Source organism: Pelomonas candidula (assembly GCF_043555985.1).
In the GTDB taxonomy this organism is placed as follows: domain Bacteria; phylum Pseudomonadota; class Gammaproteobacteria; order Burkholderiales; family Burkholderiaceae_C; genus Pelomonas; species Pelomonas candidula.
Genome location: NZ_JBIGIC010000005.1, coordinates 435,081 through 454,382 on the forward strand (window position 1 = coordinate 435,081; position 19,302 = coordinate 454,382).

The following is a 19,302-nucleotide window of genomic DNA, read 5'->3' on the forward strand; positions in this document are numbered from 1 at the left end:
AACAAGACATGAGCGACGAGATTCGCGCCTTCAAGATGCAGCTCAAGCCCGGCGTGGTCGCCGAGTACAAGAAGCGCCACGACGAGCTGTGGCCGGACCTCGCCGACGCGCTGCGCGGCGCCGGCATCCATGACTACTCCATCTTCCTGGACGAGAGCACGCTGAGCCTGTTCGCCGTGCTCAAGCTCAAGCCCGGCCACCCCATCGACGATTTGCCGACGCTGCCCGTCATGCGCCGCTGGTGGGACTACATGGCCCCGCTGATGGAAGTGGAACCCGACAACAAGCCGCGCCAATGGGACCTGCCGTCCGTCTTCCACTTTGCGGGCTGATCCTCAGCATCCCGCTGCTCGCCGCGGCCTGGTGCGAGCCGCCCAGGAAGCTGGAGCAAGTCGCCGCTGACGACTTCCGCGCCGGCCTCGCCCGCTGGCGGCTGGAGGCCGAGGACGAGCGTGCCGTCGTCACCGCGGCGGGTGGCGTGCTGGACATCGCCACGCCCGCCGGCCTGTCGCTGTGGTGGCGCGAGCCGCTGTCGGGCGACTACGCCATCCGCTTCACCGCCGTGGCCCTGCCCGCGCCGGCCACGGCCGGTGCGCTGGCTGGCCGCATCTCCGACCTGAACATGTTCTGGAACGCGCTCGAAGCCGACGGCAGCCAGCCCTATCCACGCACGGGCAAGTTCGCCGGCTACGACACGCTGCCCACCTACTACGCCGGCTTCGGCGCCAACGGCAACACGACGACGCGGCTGCGCCTGTACGACGGCAGCCAGCGCCGCCTGCTAACCGGATTCGCCGACGGAGCCATCGCCGAGCCCGGTGAACTGCCGATGACGCCGCAGACGCGGCTGCACGCCGGCAAACCGCTCAGCATCGAGATTGTTTCGCGTCAACCGACGGCTGCCGATCCCGTTCACCTGCGCTGGGCCGCCGACAGCAACGAAGTCTTTACGCGCGCCGATCCCAATCCGCGCCTGCAAGGCTACTTCGCGCTGCGCACGACGGCCAGCCGAATACAGATCAGAGACTTCCAGATCCTCTCCTGCCGATGAAACACCTGCTCCCCGCCCTCAGCCTCGCCCTCGGTTCCTTGATACCGATCGCTGCCCAGGCGGCGGAGCCGGTCAGGATCGACATCCAGGCCGACAAGCCCGGTCCCGTCATCGCCCGCCAGATCTACGGCCAGTTCGCCGAGCACCTCGGCAGCGGCATCTACGGCGGCCTGTGGGTCGGCCCCGATTCCAAGATTCCCAACGTGCGCGGCTGGCGCAGCGACGTCGTCGGCGCACTGAAAGCCATCAAGGTGCCGGTCATCCGCTGGCCTGGCGGCTGCTTCGCCGACGAGTACCACTGGCGCGACGGCATCGGCCCGCAGGCGCAGCGCCCCCCGCGCGTCAACACGAGCTGGGGCGGCGTCATCGAACCCAACACGGTCGGCACGCACGAGTTCATGGACCTGGCCGAGCAGCTCGGCACCGAGGTCTACCTGAACGCCAACCTCGGCTCCGGCACCGTGCCGGAAATGGCCCAGTGGCTGGAGTACATGACGGCCGACGGCGACACGGCCCTGGCCCGCGAGCGCCGCGCCAACGGCCGCGACAAGCCGTGGAAGATCAACTACTTCGGCATCGGCAACGAGAGCTGGGGCTGCGGCGGCAACATGAAGCCCAGCTACTACGCCGACCTCTACAAGCACTGGTCCACATTCGCGAAGGCGCCGCGGGGCAACCGGCCCAAGCTCGTCGCCAGCGGCGGCCAGGAGCTGGAGCTGAACTGGGTCGAGACGCTCAGCGCCGAGATCAAGGGCCGCATGGATGCCATCACCCATCACCAGTACTCACTGCCCACGCGCGACTGGAAGAAGAAGGGCTCGGCGGTCGGCTTCCCCGAGGCCGAGTGGATCTCCACGCTGGCCGTGCCGCAGACCATCGACGGCTATCTGACGAAGCACCAGGAGATCCTGGACCGCAACGACCCGGCCAGGAAGGTCGCCATCTATTTCGACGAGTGGGGCAGCTGGTACGACGCCGAGCCCGGCACCGACCCCGGCTTCCTCGTGCAGCGCAACACCATGCGCGACGCCGTGCTGGCCGCGCTGCACTTCCACGTCTTCCACCGCCACGCCGACCGCGTGAAGATGGCCAACATCGCGCAGATGGTCAACGTCCTGCAGGCCATGATCGTCACCGACAAGGACCGCATGGTGCTGACGCCCAGCTATTACGCGTTCGCGATGCACCTGCCGTTCATGGACGCCACCTCGCTGCCCGTGCAGCTGACCGGCGTGCCCGACTACACGCTGGGCAAATACAGCATCCCTGCGGTCAGCGCGAGCGCGGCGAAGTCGGTCGACGGCAAGCTCATCCTCAGCCTGGCCAACACCAACCCCAACCAGGCGCTGCCGATGCAGCTCGCCGTCGGCGGCAAGGGCGTGCGCGCCGTGACCGGCCAGCTGCTGACCGCCGCGACGATGGACGCCCAGAACTGGTTCGACGCGCCCGACCGCGTGAAGCCGCAACCGTTCAAGGCCGAAGCGAAGAACGGCACATTGGCGCTGACGCTGCCGGCCAAGTCTGTCCTCGTGCTGGAGGTGCAGCCGTGATGCGCAAATTCCTCACGCTGCTGGCACTCGTCGCCGGCACCGCCTCGGCCGCTGACAACCTGCGCCCGCCGCTGCTGCTGACGGCCCGTGCGGCTGCGCAGGACCTCGGCGGCACATGGACCTACTCCAAGGACTACTACCGCACCAGCCTCACCGATATCAACGGCTGGGTCGCCAAGTCGCGCATGCAGCGCTTCCGCGACGTGGACGTGGCGGCGGAAGAAAAGAAGGGCGGCCCGACCTTCTTCGAGTTCGACCTCGACCGCGGCCCGACGATGGAGCTGCCCGGCGCGTGGAACTCGGCCGTGCCCGAGCTGCGCTGGTACGACGGCCTGATCTGGTTCCAGCGCCGCTTCGATGCGAAGGTGCTCCCTGGCCAACGCAGCTTCCTGCGTTTCGAGGCGGTGAACTACCGCGCCATGGTCTACCTGAATGGCAAGCCCATCGCCCAGCACGAGGGCGGCTTCACGCCCTTCGTCGTCGAGGTGACGGACACGCTGCGCGCGACGGGTAATCGCCTCGTCGTCGGCGTGGACTCCAAGCACGACGCGCAGACCATCCCCGGCGAGATCACCGACTGGGACCTCTACGGCGGCATCACGCGGCCGGTCAAGCTGATCCAGACGCCGGCCACCTTCATCGACGACGCGACGCTGCGCCTCACCGACGCAGGCCGGCTCGTCGGCAGCCTGCAGCTCAACGGCCCGCAGGCCGGCAATCAGCCGGTGAGCCTGCGCATCGCCGCGCTGGGCGTCACGCTGCAGGCCCGCACCGACGCCAGCGGCGAAGCCCGCTTCGACGTTGCCGCGCCGGGCACGCTGAAGCGCTGGTCGCCCGAATCGCCGACGCTGTACGACGTCGACTTCGAGGCTGGCGGCGACAAGGTGCGCGACCGCATAGGCTTCCGCACGATCGCCGTGCGCGGCAGCGACATCCTGCTGAACGGCAAGCCCGTCTTCCTGAAGGGCATCTCCATCCACGAGGAGGAGATCGGTTCCAACCCCGCCCGCCGCATCGACGACGCCGCCGCGCACCGTCTGCTCGGCGAGGTGAAGAACAGTCTGCACGGCAACTACGTTCGGCTGTCGCACTACCCGCACAACGAAGCCATGCTGCGTGCGGCCGACGAACTGGGCCTGCTGGTGTGGAGCGAGATCCCCGTCTACTGGACCGTGGACTGGGACAGCCCCGCCGTGCTCGACAAGGCCCGCCGCATGCAGGCCGAGACCATCTACCGCGACCGCAACCGCGCGGCGCTGGTGCTGTGGAGCATCGGCAACGAGACGCCGGTGGCGGACAACCGCACGCGCTTCCACACCGCACTGGCCGAGACGGTGCGCGCGCTGGACCCCAGCCGCCTTGTGTCCGCCGCGCTGCTGGTGGAACGCCAGGGCGACACCATCCGCCTGGCCGACCCGCTGCTGAAGGAGCTGGACGTCGTCGCCGTCAACACCTACGCGGGCTGGTACGGCGACGACACGCTGGATGCCGTCGCGAAGTTGCGCTGGGACCTGCCGGCGGACAAGCCGCTGCTGTTCTCCGAGTTCGGCGCCGACGCGCAGGCCGGCTTCCGCGACCCTGCGCTGCACCGCAAGTTCAGCGAGGACTACCAGGCCGACTACTACCGCGCCACGCTGACCATGGCCGCCAAGGTGCCCACGCTGCGCGGCCTGTCGCCGTGGGTGCTGAAGGACTTCCGCTCACCGCGCCGCGAGCACCCGGTCTATCAGCAGGGCTGGAACCGCAAAGGCCTGATCTCAGAAACCGGCCAACGCAAGCTGGCCTTCGACGTGCTGGCGGACTGGTATCAAGAAACCCCTCGCCCAGCCCCGCCCCGCTGAACGCGGGCGAGCCTGGCCGGTCCCCCGAGGGGACGGCGATGCTCGCGGCATCGAGCCGCAAGCACATCGCCAGACGGGCCGGCTTGGGGCGGCCCGGCGCTCGGCCCGCAAATTCATGCACCGCAAACACCATTCGTTGTGAAGCAACCGAAATGAAAACCACGCCCTTCTCGCGCCGCGGCTTCCTGCAGACGACGGCTGCCGCGTCGCTGGCCTCGTCACTGCCCGCGGCCCACGCCGTCACCGCCAATCTGCCAACGACGACCGCGCCGGTGGCCGACACGCTGCTGCGCTGGCTGGACGGCAAGGCGCCCGCGCGCTTCGAGGGCTCCACGCTGGGCGTGCCCTGGCCGCGCGGCCAGGTGAAGCTGCCGGCCGGCAAGGCGCCGGAGTTCCGGCTCGCGAACCAGCCGGTGCAGTCCTGGCCGCTGGCCTACTGGCCGGACGGCTCGCTGAAGTGGACAGCGCATGCCGTTGCTGGCGGCGTGCCGGCGGGCGAGCTGAAGCTGGAAGGCGGCACGCCCGCGGCCGGCACCGTCGCCGTCAGGCAGGCCGGCGATCGCGTGACCGTCAGCGCCGGCGACCTCGTCTGGACCGTGGCCACCCGCGGCGAGGCGCTGATCGCCGAAGCCACGCGCGCCGGCCGCGTCACGCTGAAGAACCTGCGCCTCGTCGCGCTGCGCCAGGACGGCGCCGACCCCGAGCTGGACGGCAAGGTCAGCCGCAAGTCCTTCCGCAGCAAGGTCACGGCCGTCACGGTCGAGCAGCAAGGCCCCGTGCGCGCGGTGCTGAAGCTGGACGGCACGCATTCCGCGAATGTTGATGGGAAGGGCCGCGACTGGCTGCCGTTCTCCGTGCGCCTGTACTTCTACGCCGGCGCCGAGAGCGTGCGCATCGTGCACAGCTTCGTCTGGGACGGCGACCCGGCCAAGGACTTCATCGCCGGCCTGGGCGTGACCGCGCAGGTACCGATGACCAACGCGACGCACGACCGCCACGTGCGCTTCTCCGGTGAAGGCGTGGGCGTCTGGGGCGAGGCCGTGCGCCCCGTCACCGGCCTGCGCCGCGACCCCGGCCAGGCCTACAAGGACGCGCAGGTCGCCGGCCAGGCGCTGCCGCCGCTGAGCGGCATGGCCACGGCCGTGCAGAACGGGCTGAAGTGGATTCCCGAGTGGAACGACTTCTCGCTGTCGCAGACCGGCGCCGATGGCTTCGCCATCACCAAGCGCACGCAGGCCGGTCAGGCCTGGATCGCCTCCAACGGCGGCACCCGCTGCAAGGGCCTGGTCTACGCTGGCGGCGCGTCGGGCGGCGTCGCACTCGGGCTGAAGGACTTCTGGCAACGCGCCCCCGTGCGGCTGGACGTGCGCGGCGCCGCCACCGAGCTGGCTGAAGTGACCGCCTGGCTGTACTCGCCCTCTGCGCCGGCCATGGACATGCGCTCCTACCGCTCGCCCGGCGACATGGACACGCACGAGAAGCAGATCGAAGGCCTCAACATCACCTACGAGGACTACGAACCGGGCTGGGACAACTCGGTTGGCGTGGCACGCACATCGGAGCTGCAGCTGTGGGTGCTGGGCGCCACGCCCACGCACCAGGCGTTCTCGGACATGGCCGAGCAGGTCGCCAACCCGGCGCGGCTGGTGCTGTCGCCGCAGCGCATCCATGCCTGCGGCGTGTTCGGCGACTGGGACCCGGTGGGCACCGGCACGCCGGCCCGCAAGCTCATCGAGGACCGGCTCGCGCTGCAGCTGGACCAGTACCTGCGCGAGGTCGAGCAGCACCGCTGGTACGGCTTCTGGAACTACGGCGACGTCATGCACACCTACGACGTCGACCGCCACATGTGGCGCTACGACATCGGCGGCTACGCCTGGGACAACTCGGAGCTGTCCACCGACCTGTGGCTGTGGACGAGCTACCTGCGTACCGGCCGCGCCGACGTCTTCAAGCTGGCCGAGGCGATGACGCGCCACACCGGCGAGGTGGACGTCTACCACCTCGGCGAGCTGAAGGGCTTCGGCACGCGCCACGGCGTGCAGCACTGGTCGGACTCGTCCAAGCAGCCGCGCATCTCCAACGCCGCCTACCGCCGCTTCTACTTCTACCTGACCGCCGACGAGCGCTGCGGCGACCTGATCCGCGAGCTGCTGGACTCCGACGCCGACATCGGCAAGGTCGACATCTCGCGCAAGCTCGCGCCGGGCGCGGGCCCCCGCACCACCGAGCTGCCGGGCGTGGGCTTCGGCACGACGTGGGGCTCGTGGATCGCCGCCTGGCTGACCGAGTGGGAGCGCACCGGCGACACCCGCTGGCGCGACAAGCTCGTCAACGGCATGCAAAGCATCGGCGACCTGCGGCGCCGCTGGTTCGCCGGTGGCGCGCCGTACGACGCCAAGACCGGCAAGTTCCAGGGCCCGGGCGCCGACGTGTCCATCTCGCACCTGAACGCCGTGTTCGGCGTCGCCGAGATGAGTTCGGAGCTGCTGACGCTGGTGGACGTGCCCGCCTACCGCCGCGCCTGGCTGGAGTACTGCCGCTTCTACAACGCGCCCAAGCACGAGATCGCCGCGCTACTGGGCAAGGACCCCGGCGGCCGCAGCCTCACCGACACCTGTTCGCGCCTGACGGCCTACGCCGCCTTCCACGACAAGGACCATTCGCTGGCGCTGCGCGCCTGGCGCGAGTTCTTCACATCGCGCGCACTGCGCGGTGGCGGCCAGCTGCGGCGCGTGGGCGGCGTGGACACCCTCCGGCCGCTGATCGAGCAGCCCACCATCAGCACCAACGACTCCGCGCAGTGGGGCCTTGCCGGCATCCAGAACCTCGCGCTGGTGGGCGACGCGCTGGACGAGGCGGCCAAGGCCGCCGGCCTCGTGCCATGAGGCTGAGCCGCCGCGCCGTGCTGGCTGCCGGTGCCGCGGTCGGCGCAGGCGGCCTGGCCGCCTGCGCGACGGCCCGAACCGGCTTCCCGACGCAGACGCTGAAGGTCGAGGACACACCCTTCGACATGCCGCCACTGCGGCTGCCGGTGTTCGAAGGCCGGCCGCGCTTCGTCATCACCGACTTCGGCGCGCAGCAGGCCAGCCAGTCGCTGACCTCCGCCGCGCTGGCCCGCGCCATCCGCGCAGCGCACGAGGCCGGCGGTGGCATCGTCGTCGTACCGGCCGGAAGCTGGCCCACCGGCCCGGTGCACCTGAAGAGCCGCGTCAACCTGCACCTGGAGGCCGGCGCCATGCTGCGCTTCTCGCCCGACCCGGCCGACTACCTGCCCGCCGTGCTGGCGAGCTGGGAGGGGCTGGAGTGCATGATCCATTCGCCGCTGGTCTACGCGCACGACTGCGAGGACATCGCCGTCACCGGCGCCGGCACGCTGGAGGCGCAGGTGGATGTCTGGCAGCAGTGGTTCGCGCGGCCCAAGGCGCACATGGACGCGCTGGTGGCGCTGTACAACATGTCGGTCGCCGGCGTGCCCGCGAGCGAGCGCCGCATGACGGATGGCGCCTTCGACGACGCCCACCTGCGCCCGCCCTTCCTGCACTTCAACCGCTGCCGCCGCGTGCGGCTGGAGGGCGTGCGCATCGTCAACAGCCCGTTCTGGACGGTGCACCCCTTCCTGTGCGAGGACGTGCTGGTCCGCGGCGTCCGCATCCACGCCCTCGGCCACAACAACGACGGCGTGGACCCCGAGATGAGCCAGCGCGTGCTGATCGAGGACTGCACGTTCGACCAGGGCGACGACGCGATCTCCGTCAAGTCCGGCCGCGAGCGCGACGGCTGGCGGCTGGCCACGCCGTCGCGCCACATCGTCGTGCGCCGCTGCAAGGTGCTGAACGGCCACCAGCTCATGGCCATCGGCAGCGAGCTGGCGGGCGGCATCTCCGAGGTGCTGGTGGAGGACTGCGAGGTCGACACGCGCGCCAGCACGTACAAGACGCCGCTCAACAACCTGCTGTTCGTGAAGACCAACGAGCGGCGTGGTGGGTTCGTGCGCAACATTCATCTGCGCCGGGTGAAGGCCTACAGGCTGGAAGGCAGCGTGCTGGACGTGGACACGGATGTGCTCTACCAGTGGCGACAGTTGATGCCGACGTTGGAGAAGCGGTTGACGCCTGTCGAGGGGCTGTTCGTGTCGGACGTCGAGGTCGGCGAAGCGAAGCACGTGAGTCGGCTGCGAGGCGACCTCTCGCTGCCGGTGCGGGGCGTGACGCTCCGGCGCGTGCGGGTCGACAAGCTGCTGGGCGAGGCGCATGACCATCGCAATGCGGTTGAGGTTTCGGTGTGAGCGATAGGTGTTTGAGCGCGCCGTGACTCGCTGCTTCGGCTTTCGGCCCAGGCCCATGCCGGGATTTCGTCCCGGCGGCCGACTCACTTTCTTGCGCGCGCAAGAAAGTAAGCAAAGAAAGCGCCCCTGCAAAACCGCCCCTGCGGGGTTCCCTGCGATGCTCGAAGCCCAGGGCCGCGCCGAACTCGCGCCGCTACGCTCTGCTCAAACAGGCGGCGCGAAGTCAGAAGTTGAAGCGCGCTGCGCGCGCGCCCTGGGCTTCTGCGCTTCTCGGCGGTTTAGAAGGGGAACCCCGGAACAGCCGAAGACAACAGCCAAACCCGAAAGCCGGCTGGCGCCGGCTGTTCGGGTTGCCCCCTTTGGCACCGCCGAGCAGCGCAAGGCTTCGAGGCCGTGCGCGCAGCGCACTTCAAGAACTGACTCCGTGCGGCTGTCTGAGCGCAGCGTAGCGGAGGGAGTTCCGCACGGGCCCTCAAGGCCTGAGCAGCGCAGGGAACCCGTAGCGCAGCGGAGGGCGGTGCGGTCGGGGGGAGCTCTTTGCCTACTTTCTGGCGGTCCAGAAAGTAGGTCGCCCGCCGGGGCGAAATCCCGGCACCACGCTGGCCAACAACCCACCGGTTCCAACGCATGACGCTGCACCGCATCGCCACCCTGCTGGCCGGGCTCACGCTCGCCCTCTCCGCAAATGCAGCGCGAGAAACCTACAACTTCAACCCCGCCTGGCGCCTCCACGTCGGCGACACCCCCGGCGCCGAAGCGCCCACCTTTGACGACGCCAACTGGAAGCCCGTCACCCTCCCCCGCGCCTGGAACGAAGACGATGCTTTCGCGAAAGACATCGCCGACCACAGCACCGGCATCGCCTGGTACCGCAAGCGCTTCACGCTGCCGGCCGACGTCGCCCAACGCAAGGTCTTCATCGAGTTCGAGGGCGCAAGACAAGCCGCCGAGGTCTGGGTCAACGGCCAACGAGTCGGCCTGCACGAAAACGGCGTCACCGCCTTCGGCTTCGACCTGAGCGCCGTCGTCAAGCCCGGCGACAACGTCATCGCCGTGCGCACCGACAACCGCTGGGACTACCGCGAGCAGTCCACCAACCAGCGCTACCAGTGGGCCGACAAGAACTTCAACGCCAACTACGGCGGCCTGCCCAAGAACCTGCGGCTGCACATCACCGACAGGCTCTACCAGACGCTGCCGCTGTTCTCCAACCTCGGCACCACCGGCGTCTACATCCACGCCGGCGACTTCAACCAGCAGACCCACCGCGCCGTCATCACGGCCGAGGCCCAGGTGCGCAACGAGTACGACCAGCCGCGCCGCTTCGGCTTCGACGTCGCGCTGCGCGACCGCGACGGCAAGGTCGTCGCCACCTTCAAGGCGCCGGCGCAGACGCTGGCGGCCGGCGCCACGACGACCGTGCTGGCACGCTCGGCCGTCAGAGACCTGCAGTTCTGGAGCTGGGGCTACGGCGCGCTGTACGACGTCGAAACCACGCTGACCGTCGACGGCCAGCCGGTCGACACCGTCGTCACGCGCACAGGATTCCGCCAGACCGCGTTCGACCACGGCATGGTCACGCTCAACGGCCGCGTCATCCAGCTCAAGGGCTATGCGCAACGCACCTCCAACGAGTGGCCGGCCATCGGTCTCTCGGTGCCGGCCTGGCTCAGCGACTACAGCAACGGCCAGATGCTGGCCAGCAACGCCAACTTCGTGCGCTGGATGCACACGGCGCCGTGGAAGCAGGATGTCGAGTCGCTGGACCGCCTCGGCCTGATGCAGGCCATGCCTGCGGGCGACTCCGAAGCCGACGTGACCGGCCGGCGCTGGGAGCAGCGCATGGAGGCGATGCGCGACGCCATCGTCTACTTCCGCAACAACCCGAGCGTGCTGATGTACGAGGCGGGCAATCGCGGCGTCAGCGCCGAGCACATGGCCGAGGTGCGCGCGTTGCGCGACCGCCTCGACCCGCAGGGCGGCCGCGCGGCGGGCAGCCGCGAGATGCTGTCGCAGCAGCTGCAGGACGTGGCCGAGTACGGCGGCGAGATGCTCTACATCAACAAGAGCGCGCGCCGCCCGATGTGGGCCATGGAGTACTCGCGCGATGAGGGCGCGCGCAAGTTCTGGGACGAACTCTCGCCGCCCTTCCACCGCGACGGCGACGGCCCCGACCACAAGGGCCAGGGCGCGGCCAGCTACAACCGCAACCAGGACTCGCATGCGCTGGAGGACGTGCGCCGCTGGGTGGACTACTGGCGCGAGCGCCCCGGTACCGGCACGCGTGTGTCGGCGGGTGGCGTCAACATCATCTTCAGCGACAGCAACACCCACCACCGCGGCGCCGAAAACTACCGCCGCAGCGGCGAGGTGGACGCGATGCGCATCCCCAAGGACGGCTTCTTCGCACACCAGGTGATGTGGGACGGCTGGGTCGACGTCGAGAAGCCGCACGCCCACCTGCTGGGTCACTGGAACTACGCGGCCGGCACGGTGAAGACGGTCACCGTCATCGCAAGCAGCCCCCGCGTGCAGCTGCTGCTGAACGGCAAGCTGCTGAAGACGGCCGAGCCCGTCGAGCCCTTCGTCTTCCGCTTCGACGGCGTGACGTTCGCGCCCGGCGAGCTGCGCGCCATCGGCCTGGACAAGGACGGCCACCAGATCTGCGAGGACGTGCGCGTGACGGCCGGTGCCCCCGCCGCGCTGAAGCTCAGCGTGCAGACGCACCCACAAGGCCTGCAGGCCGACGGTGCGGACCTCGCGCTGGTGCAGGTGGAGGTCGTCGACGCGAAGGGCCGCCGCAACCCCGTCGTGCTGGACACCGTGAAGTTCACGCTCGACGGCCCCGCCGAATGGCGCGGCGGCATCGCGCAGGGGCCGGGCAACTTCGTGCTGGCGAAGGAGCTGCCGGTGGAAGGCGGTGTCAACCGCGTGCTGGTGCGCAGCACGACGCAGGCCGGCGTCATCCGCCTGAAAGCCGAGGCCCAGGGCCTGGCGCCCGCGACGCTGGAGCTGCGCTCGCAGCCGGTGCCCGTGAACGGCGGCCTGAGCACGCGCTTCCCGGCCGACGGCCTGACTGCGCAGCTCACGCGCGGCCCGACACCGGCGACGCCATCGTTCACCGTCAGCCGCGTGGCCGTGCCCGTCAGCTCGGCGGACGCCGACAGCGGCACGCCGGCCCGGGCGGTCGACGACGACGAACGCACGTCGTGGACCAGCGCCCCGGGCAAAGGTCGCATCCGCTTCCACCTCGCCGAGCCGGCGACGCTGAGCGAGATCACGCTCAAGCTCGGCGGCTGGAAGGAGCGCCAGTACCCGCTGGTCATCCGCGTGGACGGCATCGAGGTCTGGCGCGGGCTGACGGAACGCAGCCTGGGCTACGTCACGCTGCCGCTGAAGCCCCGGCTCGGCCAGGTCGTCAGCATCGAGCTGACCGGCGACGCCGTCGGCGGCGAGGAGACGGCCAACACCGAAGTCGCCAACCAGAAGATCGTCGACACCGGCGCCAGCCGCCTCGGGCGCGGTGTCCTTTCAATCGTCGAAGCCGAGTTCTACAAACTGCCATGACCACTTCCCGTCGCACCTGGCTCCAGCAGCAACTCGCGCAGGCGGGCGCGCTGCGCCTCGGCGCACCGCTGCTGGCCCTGCCCGCCACCGCACAAACGGCCGCCTCGCCCGCCCCACAGCGCCTGTGGTACCGCCGCCCGGCCGACGAATGGGTGGAGGCGCTGCCGGTCGGCAACGGGCGGCTGGGCGCGATGGTGTTCGGCGGCACGCACACCGAGCGGCTGCAGCTCAACGAGAACAGCCTCTTCTCCGGCGGCCCCTACGACACCCTCAACCCCAAGGCCCGCGAGGGGCTGCCCAAGGTGCGCGAGCTGGTCTTCGCCGGCCGCTACGCCGAGGCCGAGAAACTCGCCAACGAGACGCTGATCGGCGTGCCCAACCGGCAGATGAGCTACCAGCCACTGGCCGAGCTGCTGCTGCTCTTCCCCGGCCTGGAAGGCGTGCGCGGCTACGAGCGCAGCCTGGACCTGGACGAGGCCGTCGCCACGACACGGTTCCGCACCGGCAGCGCGACGCTGACGCGCGAGGTGTACGCCTCGGCGGTGGACCAGCTCATCGTCGTGCGCCTGGCGGCCGACAAGCCGAAGTGGATCAGTGCCGACATCACACTGACAGCACCGCATCAGCAGCACAGCGGCACCGAGGACGGGCACACGCTGTGGGTGGCGGGCACCAGCCCGACCGTGGCCGGCATCGAGGGCCGGCTGCCGTTCGAGTGCCGGCTGCAGGTCGTCACGCGCGGCGGCACGCTCGTCGCCCGCGATGGCGGGCTGCAGGTGCAGGGCGCCGACGAGGTCTTCATCCTCATCGCCGGTGCCACCGGCTACAAGCGCTTCGACGACGTCTCCGGCGACCCCGCCGCACTCAACCGGCAGACGCTGGCCGCAGCCGTGCCGCGCGGCCCCGAGGCGCTGCGTGCCGCGCACCGTGAGGACCACCAGCGCCTGTTCCGCCGCGTCGCCATCGACCTGGGCAGCGGCCCCGGCGCCGCGCTGCCCACCGACGAGCGCATTGCCCGGTTCGCGGAAGGGCTGGACCCCGGCCTCGCGGCGCTCTACCTGCAGTACGGCCGCTACCTGCTGCTGGCGTGCTCGCGGCCGGGCTCGCGCTTCCCGGCCAACCTGCAGGGGCTGTGGAACGAGAAGACCAACCCCTCGTGGGGGTCCAAGTGGACCATCAACATCAACACGGAGATGAACTACTGGCCCGCCGAGGTCTGCAACATCGGCGAGACGGTGGAGCCGCTGTTCGCGATGGTGGAAGACTTGAGCATCACCGGCGCCAAGGTGGCCCGCGCGATGTACGACGCGCCGGGCTGGGTGGCCTTCCACAACACCGATGGATGGCGCGTCGCGGCGCCCACCGACGGCGCCAAGTGGGGCCTGTGGCCCATGGGCGGCGTGTGGCTGGTCAACACGCTGTGGCAAAGCTGGTTGTTCCGCCGCGACCCGGCGCTGTTGCGGCGCCTGTACCCGCTGCTGAAGGGCGCGGCCGAGTTCCAGCTCGCGACGCTGGTGCGGGACCCGAAGAGCGGCTTCATGGTCACCAACCCCAGCATCTCGCCGGAGAACACGCACCCGCGCGGTTCCTCCGTCGTCGCCGGCCCGGCGATGGACAGCCAGCTGCTGCGCGACCTCCTCAATCACGCCGCCGAGGCCGCGCGCGAGCTGCGCATCGACCGCCCCTTTGCCAAGGCCTGCTTGGGCCTGCGCGACCGCCTGCCACCCGACCGCATCGGCGCTGCCGGCCAGCTGCAGGAGTGGCAGGAGGACTGGGACCTGCAGGCCCCCGAGCTGCAGCACCGCCACGTGTCGCACCTGTACGCGCTGTTCCCCTCCGACCAGATCACGCCCGACGACACGCCGGCACTCGCCGCCGCCGCGCGCAACGTGCTGGAGCGCCGCGGCGACGACACAACCGGCTGGGGCATCGGCTGGCGCATCAACCTGTGGGCACGGCTGAAGGACGGCGAGCATGCCTACTCGACGCTGCAACGCCTGCTCAACCCCAAACGCAGCTACCCCAACCTGTTCGACGCCCACCCGCCGTTCCAGATCGATGGCAACTTCGGCGGCGCGGCCGGCATTGCCGAGATGCTGGTGCAGAGCCAGCGCGGCCGCATCGAGCTGCTGCCAGCGCTGCCGTCTGCCTGGCCCGCCGGCAGCGTGGCGGGCCTGCGAGCACGCGGCGGCTTCGAACTTGGATTCAGCTGGCGGGGCGGCGAGCTGCAAGCGTTGACAATCGCCAGCCCCGTCGGCGGCAGCACCGAGCTGCGCTGGCATGGCGGCCGGTTGCCGCTGCGCCTGGCCGCCGGGCAGACCGCCCGCTTCGAGCGCCGCGACGGGCTGCTGCAACGCATGGAGACCTCCGCTTGAATTCCCTGATCTCGCGCCGCACGGCGCTTGCCGCGACGCTGCTCGCCACGGCCCTGCCCACGTTCGCGCAGGCGCCTGCCACGCCCGCGCCGCTGCCCTGGCCCAACCCGCTCGTCGCCCAGCGCGCCGACCCGCAGATCTCCCGCCACGGCGACTGGTACTACCTGATGGCCACGGTGCCCGAGTACGACCGGCTGGAGCTGCGCCGCGCACGCAGCATCGCCGGCCTCGCCACGGCCGAGCCGCAGGTCGTCTGGCGCCGGCATGAGCAGGGCGTCATGAGCCGCAACATCTGGGCGCCCGAGCTGCACGTCATCGACGGCCGCTGGTTCATCTACTTCAGCGCCGGCGAGGCGAAGGAGCCCTGGAAGATCCGGCTGTGGGTGCTGGAGAACGGCAGTGCCGACCCGATGCGGGGCGAGTGGACCGAGCGCGGCCAGATCAAGACCGCGTGGGAGACCTTCACGCTGGACGCCACGCTGTTCGAGCACCGCGGCAAGCGCTACCTCGTCTGGGCGCAGACCGACCCGGCCAAGAAGAACCACAGCACCGACATCTTCATCTCGCGCATGAAGAGCGCCACCGAGCTGGACGGCCCGCAGGTGCGCATCAGCCAGCCCGACTACGCGTGGGAGAAGGTGCGCTACGTCGTCAACGAGGCGCCGGCCGTGCTGGTGCACGGCGGCCGCGTGTTCGTCAGCTATTCGGCCGCCGGCACCGGCGCCGAGTACTGCCTGGGCCTGCTGTGGGCGGACGAGAACGCCGACCTGCTGGATGCGAAGAGCTGGCGCAAGTCGCCCGGCCCGGTGTTCAGCACCAGCGCCGAGAACAGCCAGTACGGCCCCGGCCACAACAGCTTCCTCGTCGAGCCCGACGGCACGGTGCTGAACGTCTTCCACGCCCGCAACTACCGCGAGATCACCGGCGACCCGTTGCGCGACACCGGCCGCGCCACGCGCGTGCAGCCACTCGCCTTCACGGCCGACGGCATGCCCGACTTCGGCCTGCCGCTGAAGGAGACCGGCAAGCCATGAATCGGGTCGTCATTCCCCTGTCCGACGATGCCGCGAACATCTTCGACGGCGATCCGCCGGACCGCGTCTGCCGCCACCCCACACGCGCCGAACTGCACGCCTTCCCCTCGCCCACGCCGGCCCGAGGCCGAGCGCTGGTCTACGCGGGTGGCGGTTACCTGCAGCTGATGCTCGACAAGGAGGGCGTCGAGATCGCCAAGTGGCTCAACGCCCTGGGCCTCGACGCCTACGTGCTCGTCCACCGCCTGCCCGGCCAGGACGGCCATCCGTTCGACATCGCGCTGCAGGACGGCCTGCGCGCGCTGGACCTGCTGGCCACGCTGCCGCCGCTGCCGCTGCTGCACGTGGGCCTGTCGTCCGGCGGCCACCTGGCCGGCGTGATGGCCTGCCAGCACCATGACCTGAAGAGCGCCGGCGCCGTCATCGCCTACGCGCCGCTCAACGCCAACCACCGCGACCACAAGTTCCCGCCGGCCAAGCCCGACTTCCCGCCGCCCGAGAAGCAGGCGTTCTACGACGCCTGGCCCATCGGCATCGCGACCGAGCCGCACGGCCTGCCCCAGTGCCCGGTGTTCCTGGCCTATGCGCTGCACGACCCGGTCGTGCCCGTCCAGCACGCGCTCAACCTCATCGTCGCGGCGCAGCAGCACCGGCTGGACGTCGAGGCCCATGTGTTCCCGCAGGCCGAGCACGGCTTCGCGCTGCGCGGGCTGGACGGCACGCAGGACCAGTGGCCGACGCTGGCAGCGCGGTGGATGACGCAGCGGCTGCGCTGACCGCGCGAACGCCGCGGCCGGGCGCCGCGTGCATCCGGTCACCAAGCCGAGTCCGGCGGACCTTCAACTTCGCTTACCCTGCGCGGCTTATCTGAGCGACAAGCCAAGCATGCTGCAAGCGATCAACACCTGGAGCGACTACCGCGCCAAGGTCCGGGAGTTCGAAGCCGTCCTGGAGTACGGCAAGGCGATGGCCGCCGTCCTGGCCGGATTGACGGCGCCGTCCCCCCACACGGCCTATGGCCAGCAGATCTTCGTCAAGCTGCTCTCGCACTGCAACGCGCTGCGCACGCTGGCCGGAGACACCAGCCAGCGCGCGCAGGCCGAGCTGTGGGACGTGCCCTCCATGACGGCCGTGGCGCGCAGCGCCGTGGAGGCGCACGACGCCTTCGAATACATCGCCGGGCACGACGTGACGCCCTCGGAGCGCAGCTTCCGCGTCCAGCTCTGGGAGCTGCACGACACGACAAGACGGCTGCGGATCTACAGCGACCTGGGCCCGACAGACCCGCGCATCGCCAAGCTCCGCGCGGATGCCGCCGAGCTGCAGGCCGCCCTCGAAAGCCACGAGTTCCTGGCCTCCCTGCACGCCGACCTGCAGGCCGTGCTGCGCCAGCGCCTGGCCAAGGGCGACCCGCCGGCCTTCCACCTGAACCAGCGCCAGCGCTGCGAGCTCAGCGGTGTGCAGGTGGACTGGCACAACGCCATCACGATGCAGCTGTCGCAGTACGCGCACACCTTGCCATCCACCGCGCAGCAACTGGCCTACCTGCCGCCCGGCTCGCCCGATGCACTGCGGCTGATGGCGATGCCGCTGGTGCACGCGCTGCCCTTCCTGGCCCGCGTCATCCAAGCGATGGACCGGCTCATGCAAGGGCGCGCGCCCGAGCCGCCCAGCCGCACGGCACGCACGATGGCGCTGTGGCGCGCGATGGCTGAAGGCGGCGCCGCCTGAGCGCCCGCGCGGCGCCGTTGCGATCAACCTGTTGAGAGGATGCAGTGGCTGCGGGGCATCCCGCAGTCGCCTCGGCAGGGGCTCTTCCTAGACTGGGCTCGCCGCGATGACCTCCATCGGCGGCGACAGAAAAACTAGGAGACATCCATGCACCCCGTCCTGCACCGTGCGCGCACGGTCCTGCCCGCCCTCGCCCTGGCCGCGCTCGGCAGCCTGGCCAGCCAACCCGCGCTGGCCGCCTTCGGCGTCACCGATGCCAGCGGCTACCTCACCGTCGACAGCGGTGCGGGGCTGGTGTTCAAGGTCAACAAGACCAACGGCGACATCACGAGCATGAAGCTCAACGGCGGCGTCGAGCTGCTGGGCCAGACCAAGGGCTCGCAGATCAGCTCGGGCCTGTCGGCCGTGCCCAGCTACACGGTGTCGGGCAGCACGGCGCTGATCACCATCCCCACCTCCACGCTGACGCACTACCTGGCAGTCCGAAGTGGCGAGAACACCGTCTACATGGCCACCTACATCTCGGCCGAGCCGTCGGTGGGCGAGCTGCGCTGGATCACGCGGTTGGACAAGAACGTCTTCACCGGCGTGCCCACCGAGTCCAACCAGACCGGCAACACCGGCGCCATCGAGAGCACCGACGTCGTCGGCATGAGCGACGGCACGACGCGCTCCAAGTACTACGGCAACCAGCGCGCCAAGGACCTCTACCTGCGCGGCGTGACCGGCAGTGGCGTGGGCGTCTACATGGCCTACGGCAACCGCGAGTCCAGCTCCGGCGGGCCGTTCTTCCGAGACATCCAGTTCAAGACCGACACCGACGTCGAGGTCACGAACTACATGAACTCGGGCCACAACCAGACCGAGGCCTTCCGCATGGGCCTGCACGGCCCGTACGCGATGCTCGTCACGACCGGCAGCACGCCATCCACGCCCGACATGAGCTGGATGTCCAGCCTGAGCCTCACCGGTTGGGTGGCCAGCGCCAGCCGCGGCAAGGTGGTGCTCAACGGCCTGTCGGGCATGGACAGCAACTACACCTACACGGTGGGCTTTGCCAACGACACGGCGCAGTACTGGGGCACGGCGTCCAGCAGCGGCGCGGTGTCGGTCGCCGGCATGAAGCCCGGCACCTACACGATGACGGTCTACAAGGGCGAGCTGGGGGTCTACAGCGAGTCGGTATCGGTCAGCAGCGGCGGCACGACGACGCTGAACACGCGCGCCATCACCGCCGACCCATCGACGCAGAGCGTGCTCTGGCGCGTGGGCGACTGGGACGGCACGCCGCTGGAGCTGCTGAACGGCCAGACCTTCAGCGTCCGCCATCCGTCCGACTCACGCAACGCGAGCTGGGGCACGGTCGCCTACGCGGCCGGCAGCGCCAACAACAAGTTCCCCGGCGCGCTGTGGAAGGACGTGAACAGCGGCACCACGGTCAGCTTCACGCTCACGTCGGCCCAGCTGGCGGCGCGCACGCTGCGCATCGGCATCACCGCCGCCTACGCCAGCGGCCGTCCACAGGTCACCGTCAACAGCTGGAGCTCGTCGACGCCTTCAGCCAGCACCCAGCCCAGCTCGCGCTCGCTGACCATCGGCACCTACCGCGGCAACAACACGACGTTCACGTACGCCATCCCGGCCAGCGCCTTCGTGGCCGGCACCAACACGCTGACCATCAACGTCGCCTCGGGCAGCAGCGGCACCGCCTACTTGTCACCCGGCTTCGGCGTGGACTGCATCGACCTGTACTGATCCGGCTCCCCAACGCGCGGCCCATGCCGGCCACCCGCCACCGCCCACCATCGCCCAGCGGCCGCCGCCAGGGCCCCGGGCCCGGGCTCGGTGGCGGCATCGGGCAGCGC

General features: G+C 70.0%; 12 protein-coding genes. All 12 read left to right on the plus strand.

Annotated elements, in window-relative coordinates; genetic code table 11:
• Positions 1 to 8 precede the first annotated feature (8 nt).
• The 12 genes from ACG04R_RS13025 to ACG04R_RS13080 all read left to right on the plus strand — a co-directional run bounded on the left by ACG04R_RS13025 (position 9) and on the right by ACG04R_RS13080 (position 19,192).
• A complete protein-coding gene (locus ACG04R_RS13025; protein ID WP_394410778.1) occupies positions 9 to 332 on the plus strand; it encodes an L-rhamnose mutarotase in 324 nt (107 codons plus the stop codon).
• Complete coding sequence (locus tag ACG04R_RS13030; RefSeq protein WP_394410781.1) at positions 296 to 1,051, plus strand: DUF6250 domain-containing protein; 756 nt, start codon at positions 296 to 298, stop codon at positions 1,049 to 1,051. The genes ACG04R_RS13025 and ACG04R_RS13030 overlap by 37 nt, the downstream gene beginning before the upstream one ends.
• On the plus strand, positions 1,048 to 2,601 hold the full coding sequence (locus ACG04R_RS13035; RefSeq protein WP_394410783.1) for an alpha-N-arabinofuranosidase: 1,554 nt from the start codon (positions 1,048 to 1,050) through the stop codon (positions 2,599 to 2,601). Before ACG04R_RS13030 ends, ACG04R_RS13035 begins: the two co-directional genes overlap by 4 nt.
• Positions 2,601 to 4,442 carry a glycoside hydrolase family 2 protein gene (locus ACG04R_RS13040; protein ID WP_394410786.1) on the plus strand — a complete coding sequence of 614 codons (1,842 nt, stop codon included), beginning with the start codon at positions 2,601 to 2,603 and terminating at the stop codon, positions 4,440 to 4,442. Before ACG04R_RS13035 ends, ACG04R_RS13040 begins: the two co-directional genes overlap by 1 nt.
• Positions 4,443 to 4,594: 152 nt before the next feature.
• Positions 4,595 to 7,330 carry an exo-rhamnogalacturonan lyase family protein gene (locus tag ACG04R_RS13045; protein WP_394410789.1) on the plus strand — a complete coding sequence of 912 codons (2,736 nt, stop codon included), beginning with the start codon at positions 4,595 to 4,597 and terminating at the stop codon, positions 7,328 to 7,330.
• The gene (locus tag ACG04R_RS13050) at positions 7,327 to 8,730 is read left to right on the plus strand and encodes a glycoside hydrolase family 28 protein (protein ID WP_394410792.1); all 1,404 of its coding nucleotides are present in this window, start codon (positions 7,327 to 7,329) and stop codon (positions 8,728 to 8,730) included. The genes ACG04R_RS13045 and ACG04R_RS13050 overlap by 4 nt, the downstream gene beginning before the upstream one ends.
• A 627-nt stretch (positions 8,731 to 9,357) precedes the next feature.
• Positions 9,358 to 12,297 (plus strand): glycoside hydrolase family 2 protein, encoded by a 2,940-nt coding sequence (locus tag ACG04R_RS13055; protein WP_394410795.1) that lies wholly within the window; start codon positions 9,358 to 9,360, stop codon positions 12,295 to 12,297.
• Entirely contained in the window at positions 12,294 to 14,672 is a 2,379-nt protein-coding gene (locus ACG04R_RS13060) for a glycoside hydrolase family 95 protein (protein ID WP_394410798.1), read from the plus strand. The genes ACG04R_RS13055 and ACG04R_RS13060 overlap by 4 nt, the downstream gene beginning before the upstream one ends.
• Positions 14,669 to 15,706 (plus strand): glycoside hydrolase family 43 protein, encoded by a 1,038-nt coding sequence (locus ACG04R_RS13065; RefSeq protein WP_394410801.1) that lies wholly within the window; start codon positions 14,669 to 14,671, stop codon positions 15,704 to 15,706. The genes ACG04R_RS13060 and ACG04R_RS13065 overlap by 4 nt, the downstream gene beginning before the upstream one ends.
• Positions 15,703 to 16,482 carry an alpha/beta hydrolase gene (locus ACG04R_RS13070; protein ID WP_394410804.1) on the plus strand — a complete coding sequence of 260 codons (780 nt, stop codon included), beginning with the start codon at positions 15,703 to 15,705 and terminating at the stop codon, positions 16,480 to 16,482. Before ACG04R_RS13065 ends, ACG04R_RS13070 begins: the two co-directional genes overlap by 4 nt.
• A gap of 109 nt (positions 16,483 to 16,591) precedes the next feature.
• Positions 16,592 to 17,437: a hypothetical protein gene (locus ACG04R_RS13075; protein WP_394410808.1), complete on the plus strand. Its 846-nt coding sequence runs from the start codon at positions 16,592 to 16,594 to the stop codon at positions 17,435 to 17,437.
• A gap of 147 nt (positions 17,438 to 17,584) precedes the next feature.
• Positions 17,585 to 19,192 (plus strand): rhamnogalacturonan lyase B N-terminal domain-containing protein, encoded by a 1,608-nt coding sequence (locus ACG04R_RS13080; RefSeq protein WP_394410811.1) that lies wholly within the window; start codon positions 17,585 to 17,587, stop codon positions 19,190 to 19,192.
• Positions 19,193 to 19,302 lie beyond the last annotated feature (110 nt).